Origin of the sequence: Demequina subtropica, assembly GCF_000971235.1 — a bacterium.
Lineage (GTDB): Bacteria > Actinomycetota > Actinomycetes > Actinomycetales > Demequinaceae > Demequina > Demequina subtropica.
On record NZ_BBMB01000019.1, the window covers coordinates 1 to 5,402 of the forward strand.

At 57.2% G+C, this 5,402-nt stretch carries 3 rRNA genes; all 3 read right to left on the bottom strand.

Annotated features, from left to right (window positions below):
• Position 1 precedes the first annotated feature (1 nt).
• Positions 2 to 118, bottom strand: a 5S ribosomal RNA gene (gene rrf / locus AOM06_RS14235).
• Between the two features lie 84 nt (positions 119 to 202).
• Positions 203 to 3,306, bottom strand: a 23S ribosomal RNA gene (locus AOM06_RS14240).
• 368 nt (positions 3,307 to 3,674) lie between these two features.
• A 16S ribosomal RNA gene (locus AOM06_RS14245) occupies positions 3,675 to 5,195 on the bottom strand.
• The 16S, 23S and 5S rRNA genes sit together here, the layout of an rRNA operon.
• Positions 5,196 to 5,402: the final 207 nt, after the last annotated feature.

The following is a 5,402-nucleotide window of genomic DNA, read 5'->3' on the forward strand; positions in this document are numbered from 1 at the left end:
TGTGCCGCAGCGTCCTACTCTCCCACACCCTGGCGGGTGCAGTACCATCGGCGCTGAGAGGCTTAGCTTCCGGGTTCGGAATGGGACCGGGCGTTTCCCTCTCGCTGTGGCTGCGGCAACTCTATGGAACTTTGGTTGGGTTTCCGACCGTAGTTCGGGAACCGCACAGTGGACGCGTAGCATTACTTATCTAACTTGAGTGTGTGTCAAGTTGTCGGCCTATTAGTACCGGTCAGCTTCACGAGTCGTTAGTCCTCGCTTCCACGTCCGGCCTATCAACCCCATGGTCTGTAGGGGGCCTTCAGGAGACAAGCTCCTTGGAAATCTCATCTTGAAACAGGCTTCCCGCTTAGATGCTTTCAGCGGTTATCCCTTCCCAACGTAGCCAACCAGCCGTGCTCCTGGCGGAACAACTGGCACACCAGAGGTTGGTCCACCCCGGTCCTCTCGTACTAGGGGCAGCCTTTCTCAAATTTCCTGCGCGCGCAGCGGATAGGGACCGAACTGTCTCACGACGTTCTAAACCCAGCTCGCGTACCGCTTTAATGGGCGAACAGCCCAACCCTTGGGACCAACTCCAGCCCCAGGATGCGACGAGCCGACATCGAGGTGCCAAACCATGCCGTCGATATGGACTCTTGGGCAGGATCAGCCTGTTATCCCCGGGGTACCTTTTATCCGTTGAGCGCCGGCGCTTCCACATGCCACCGGCGGGTCACTAGTCCCGACTTTCGTCCCTGCTCGACCTGTCAGTCTCACAGTCAAGCTCCCTTGTACACTTGCACTCGCCACCTGATTGCCAACCAGGCTGAGGGAACCTTTGGGCGCCTCCGTTACTCTTTGGGAGGCAACCGCCCCAGTTAAACTACCCACCAGGCACTGTCCCTGATCCGGATTACGGACCGAGGTTAGATATCCAGAGTGATCAGAGTGGTATTTCAACAATGACTCCACCGAAACTGGCGTTCCGGCTTCACAGTCTCCCACCTATCCTACACAAACCACACCGAATACCAATACCAAGCTATAGTAAAGGTCCCGGGGTCTTTCCGTCCTGCTGCGCGTAACGAGCATCTTTACTCGTAGTGCAATTTCGCCGAGTTCGCGGTTGAGACAGCGGAGAAGTCGTTACGCCATTCGTGCAGGTCGGAACTTACCCGACAAGGAATTTCGCTACCTTAGGATGGTTATAGTTACCACCGCCGTTTACTGGGGCTTAAATTCGGAGCTTCGCCTTGCGGCTGACCCCTCCTCTTAACCTTCCAGCACCGGGCAGGCGTCAGTCCGTATACATCGTCTTGCGACTTCGCACGGACCTGTGTTTTTAGTAAACAGTCGCTTCTCCCTGGTCTCTGCGGCCCTCAAACGCTTCCCCACGCTAGGTGGTTCACGCCTCAGGCCCCCCTTCTCCCGAAGTTACGGGGGCATTTTGCCGAGTTCCTTAACCACGATTCTCTCGATCGCCTTAGTATTCTCTACCTGACCACCTGAGTCGGTTTGGGGTACGGGCGGCTAGGACCTCGCGCCGAGGTTTTTCTTGGCAGCATAGGATCACCGATTTCCCCCGTACGGGGTCACCATCAGGTCTCAGCCTTAGTGAACCGCGGATTTGCCTACGGTTCGGCCTACACCCTTAGACGTGGACTACCATCGCCACGCTCGGCTACCTTCCTGCGTCACCCCTGTTACTACGCTTGACTACTACGGATCTGGTTCGTGCGCGCCACCGAGCTCCCCCCGAAGGGTTCGCCGGCTTTGGGCACTTAGCATCGTCCGCCTCGTCATGGGCGGTCCTTCGCCGGTACGGGAATATCAACCCGTTGTCCATCGACTACGCCTGTCGGCCTCGCCTTAGGTCCCGACTTACCCAGGGCGGATTAACCTGGCCCTGGAACCCTTGGTCATTCGGCGGACGGGTTTCTCACCCGTCTTTCGCTACTCATGCCTGCATTCTCACTCGTGTGGCGTCCACCGCTGGGTTACCCCGCGACTTCACCCGCCACACGACGCTCCCCTACCCATCCACACGCCTGGACCACGAAGGCCTAGCGCAATGTGTGAATGACACAACTTCGGCGGTGTACTTGAGCCCCGCTACATTGTCGGCGCGGAATCACTTGACCAGTGAGCTATTACGCACTCTTTCAAGGGTGGCTGCTTCTAAGCCAACCTCCTGGTTGTCTATGCAACTCCACATCCTTTCCCACTTAGCACACGCTTAGGGGCCTTAGTTGGTGTTCTGGGCTGTTTCCCTCTCGACTACGAAGCTTATCCCCCGCAGTCTCACTGCTGCGCTCTCACTTACCGGCATTCGGAGTTTGGCTGACGTCAGTAACCTGGTGGGGCCCATCGGCCATCCAGTAGCTCTACCTCCGGCAAGAAACACGCAACGCTGCACCTAAATGCATTTCGGGGAGAACCAGCTATCACGAAGTTTGATTGGCCTTTCACCCCTATCCACAGCTCATCCCCTCGGTTTTCAACCCAAGTGGGTTCGGCCCTCCACGCGGTCTTACCCGCGCTTCAGCCTGGCCATGGATAGATCACTTCGCTTCGGGTCTAGACCCAGCGACTCAAACGCCCTATTCGGACTCGCTTTCGCTACGGCTGCCCCACACGGGTTAACCTTGCCACTGAGCACTAACTCGCAGGCTCATTCTTCAAAAGGCACGCCGTCACCCCAGCCAAGGGGGCTCCGACGGATTGTAAGCACACGGTTTCAGGTACTATTTCACTCCCCTCTCGGGGTACTTTTCACCCTTCCCTCACGGTACTGATTCGCTATCGGTCAGCAGGTAGTATTTAGGCTTACAGAGTGGTCTCTGCAGATTCACACGGGATTTCTCGGGCCCCGTGCTACTTGGGATGACTCTCAGGAGTCCGCATGATTTCGTCTACGGGGGTCGCACCCTCTATGCCGGGCCTTTCAATGCCCTTCGACTATCACGCGGATTTCTGACTCCTTGGAAGACCGGCAGATCTTCCCGAAAGGTCCCACAACCCCGCACACGCAACCCCTGCCGGGTATCACACGTGTACGGTTTGGCCTCATCCGCTTTCGCTCGCCACTACTCACGGAATATCTCTTCCTGTCGGTACTGAGATGTTTCACTTCCCGACGTTCCCTCCACACGCCCTATGTGTTCAGGCGTGGGTCACTGGACATGACTCCAGCGGGGTTTCCCCATTCGGACATCCTCGGATCACAGCTTGTTTGCCAGCTCCCCGAGGCTTATCGCAGGCTACAACGTCCTTCTTCGGCTCCTGCTGCCAAGGCATCCACCATGTGCTCTTAAAAACTTGACCACAGATATCAAAGATGCTCGCGTCCACTGTGCAGTTCTCAAACGACGGGCGGCCCCACCCTCTCCACACACCTGCCGACAGGATCGGCGGTTTGATGTGGTCCGGTGGCCCGCGACCGTGAACCCAGGCGAAGCCCGGGCCGTACGGCCTGAAAAGCTGCACTGACGTGCGACCCTTCAGGACCCAACAGCGTGCCAGCCGACAACCCTTCCCGAACAGTCAGACGTTCCTACCCGAAGGTGTACTGGTCTGCCGTCCGGCGGCTGCCGGCGCATGTCGATGTTCCATCCATGAGCCCCACCAGAGCACATTCGGCTCTGAGATGGGATCCTGACCAGCCACCGAGGTGACTGGTAGGTGCTCCTTAGAAAGGAGGTGATCCAGCCGCACCTTCCGGTACGGCTACCTTGTTACGACTTAGTCCCAATCGCCAATCCCACCTTAGACAGCTCCCTCTCTTACGAGTTGGGCCACTGGCTTCGGGTGTTACCGACTTTCGTGACTTGACGGGCGGTGTGTACAAGGCCCGGGAACGTATTCACCGCAGCGTTGCTGATCTGCGATTACTAGCGACTCCGACTTCATGAGGTCGAGTTGCAGACCTCAATCCGAACTGAGACCGGCTTTTTGGGATTCGCTCCACCTTGCGGTATCGCAGCCCTTTGTACCGGCCATTGTAGCATGCGTGAAGCCCAAGACATAAGGGGCATGATGATTTGACGTCATCCCCACCTTCCTCCGAGTTGACCCCGGCAGTCTCCTATGAGTCCCCACCATTACGTGCTGGCAACATAGGACGAGGGTTGCGCTCGTTGCGGGACTTAACCCAACATCTCACGACACGAGCTGACGACAACCATGCACCACCTGTATACCCCGCCGAAGCACCCCCCATCTCTGGGGGTAGAGGGTATATGTCAAGCCTTGGTAAGGTTCTTCGCGTTGCATCGAATTAATCCGCATGCTCCGCCGCTTGTGCGGGCCCCCGTCAATTCCTTTGAGTTTTAGCCTTGCGGCCGTACTCCCCAGGCGGGGCACTTAATGCGTTAGCTGCGACGCGGAACTCATGGAAAGAGCCCCACATCTAGTGCCCACCGTTTACGGCGTGGACTACCAGGGTATCTAATCCTGTTCGCTCCCCACGCTTTCGCTCCTCAGCGTCAGTTGTGGCCCAGAGACCTGCCTTCGCCATCGGTGTTCCTCCTGATATCTGCGCATTCCACCGCTACACCAGGAATTCCAGTCTCCCCTACCACACTCTAGTCTGCCCGTACCCACTGCAGGCCCGAGGTTGAGCCTCGGGTTTTCACAGCAGACGCGACAGACCGCCTACGAGCTCTTTACGCCCAATAATTCCGGACAACGCTTGCGCCCTACGTATTACCGCGGCTGCTGGCACGTAGTTAGCCGGCGCTTCTTCTGCAGGTACCGTCACTCTCGCTTCTTCCCTGCTGAAAGGGGTTTACAACCCGAAGGCCTTCATCCCCCACGCGGCGTCGCTGCATCAGGCTTGCGCCCATTGTGCAATATTCCCCACTGCTGCCTCCCGTAGGAGTCTGGACCGTGTCTCAGTTCCAGTGTGGCCGGTCGCCCTCTCAGGCCGGCTACCCGTCGTCGCCTTGGTGAGCCATTACCTCACCAACAAGCTGATAGGCCGCGAGTCCATCCCAGACCGAAAAACTTTCCCAACACGCTCCATGCGGAGATGTTGCATATCCGGTATTAGACCTCGTTTCCAAGGCTTATCCCAGAGTCTGGGGCAGGTTACTCACGTGTTACTCACCCGTTCGCCACTGATCCCCCCAGCAAGCTGGGGTTCACCGTTCGACTTGCATGTGTTAAGCACGCCGCCAGCGTTCGTCCTGAGCCAGGATCAAACTCTCCGTAAATGATTGTTGCAACCCCACCGAAGCAGGCTTACGTCAATACAGAGTAAGTCTCCGAAAAGACCAGTTAAATCTCTGACATCGAACAAAATGTCACTGACATTTCGTTGTCAACCAAAGGAATCCTGCACCCCCCAAACGGAGGATGCCGGGATAATTTGGCATCGACATGTGGCACACTGTTGAGTTCTCAAGTTTCGCACGCACACC